Source organism: Bradyrhizobium sp., assembly GCF_016462955.1.
Classification (GTDB): Bacteria; Pseudomonadota; Alphaproteobacteria; order Rhizobiales; family Xanthobacteraceae; genus Bradyrhizobium.
Genome location: NZ_JAEMSD010000837.1, coordinates 1 through 1,781 on the forward strand (window position 1 = coordinate 1; position 1,781 = coordinate 1,781).

The 1,781-nt window shown below is 65.1% G+C and carries 3 protein-coding genes; all 3 read right to left on the reverse strand.

All coding sequences use genetic code 11. The features are described from left to right. On the reverse strand, positions 1 to 325 hold a 325-nt coding region (locus tag JHD07_RS38990), incomplete at its 3' end, for an EscU/YscU/HrcU family type III secretion system export apparatus switch protein (RefSeq protein ID WP_291631895.1). 13 nt (positions 326 to 338) lie between these two features. Then, entirely contained in the window at positions 339 to 1,379 is a 1,041-nt protein-coding gene (locus JHD07_RS38995) for a flagellar motor switch protein FliG (RefSeq protein ID WP_157281925.1), read from the reverse strand. Positions 1,380 to 1,381: 2 nt separating this feature from the next. Beyond that, a complete protein-coding gene (fliN, locus tag JHD07_RS39000) occupies positions 1,382 to 1,756 on the reverse strand; it encodes a flagellar motor switch protein FliN (RefSeq protein WP_291631899.1) in 375 nt (124 codons plus the stop codon). Positions 1,757 to 1,781 lie beyond the last annotated feature (25 nt).

Here is a 1,781-nt window from a genome sequence, read left to right on the forward strand (position 1 = left end):
CGGCGAGGCCGAACGCCACCAGGATCACGAGCAGCGGCACCAGGAACCGCAAGGCCTGGAGGCCGATCACGGCGAGCAGGTTCTGCACATCCGCGCCGTTTGCGAGCGGGAAGCCCCCGGGATCGTCGAGAAGGCTCTTCAGCGTCGGCGTCAATTGCTGCACGCCCTGGCCGATCAGGAACGACAGGATCACCATGAGCGCGGCCATCGATGCGAAAATCGAGGCCTCCCGAGAGACCGGGATCTTGCCCTGTTCGAGGGCGTCACGGACTTTCTTCTCGGTAGGCTCTTCTGTCTTGCTGTCCTGATCGGATGTTTCTGCCATGCCCGTTCAGCGGTCAGCGGAAGACCAGCTCATCCTCCTGCTCGGGGTTGAGCTCGATCTCGCCCTTCTCCGCCAGTTCGAGCGCAAGGTCGGTGATCACGCGCCGCGCCTCCAGCACGTCGCGCTGGTTGGAGGGCTCGCCGATCGCGAGCTCGTGCTCGACGACGCGGCGAACACGCGAGGCCACCGAGGACAGGATCAGCTCGCGGAAATGCTTGTCGGTGCCCTTCAGCGCGACGACGATGCGATCGGTCGGAACCTGATCGAAGATCATGGTCCGGGCCTTCGGCGTCAGATTGACCACGTCGTCGAAGGTGAACAACAGCTCCTTGAGCACCTCGGCCGATTTGGGGCGCTTCTCGGACAGGCTCTTCAGCATGTCCTCGATATGGCCGCGCTCCATCTTGTTGATGATGTCCGCGACGCGGGCATAGGTGTCGGCGCCGAGGTTGCGGGCGAAGTTCAGCGTCAGGTCCTCGTGCAACGTCTTCTCGATGATGCGCATGGCATCGTCGACGATCGGTTTCAGGCTCAGAACGCGCCGCATCAATTCGTTGCGCAGGCTCGAGGGCAGCTGGCTCATCACCTTGGCGGCGCAGGCCGGCTTGACCTTGGACAGTATCAGCGCCGCGGTCTGCGGATGCTCCTTGGACAGGTAGCTCGCCAGCGAGTTTTCGGACACCGACGAGACGCGGTCCCACACCGATCGGCTCGAATTGCCGAGCAGATCCGACATGATCTGCGAGACCTGATCGGCGGGCAGCACGTCGCCGAGCACGGCTTCGAGACCACCGAGGGTGCCGAGGATGTTGGCTCCCATCGAGAACTGCTGGGCGAACTCCTCGACGATCCCCTCGAGCTCCTGCGCGGTGATCGGCCGCAGCTCGGCCGCCGCCTTGGTGACGATGCGGATCTCCTGCGGCTCGAACTGCTGCAGCACGCTCGCCGCGGCCTGCCGGCCCATCGCCAGCAGGAGCGCGGCGACCTTTTCCGTGCCGCCCAGCGTGGTAACGCCTCGCTGCTTGACGGGAGCGATGCCGACCGGTGCCGCCATGGTCAGCTGTCACCCTGCCCCAGCGGCCCGACGATCTCGGTGAGCGAGACGCCGAAGCGCGAATTGTCCTCCTCGACGACGACCACCTCGCCGCGAGCGACGATGCGGCCGTTGACCACGACGTCGACCGGCTCGCCGACCCGGTGGTCGAGCGGAACCACCGCGCCGCGTCCGAGCTTCATCAGGTTTGCCACCGGAATGGTCGCCGATCCCAGCACGACCTGCATGGTGACGGGAATGCGCAGGATGGCGTCGACATTTGCGAACTTGCCGGTCTCCTCGGCCGTGCGCTGGGCGATCTCCGCCAGCCGCTCCAGCGGAGACGTCTCGGCCTCGTCCGATGCGGATGCGGTCTCATAGTCGAAGGATTGCGCCATTTGGTTTCGCCTTTTGGTAGTTCCG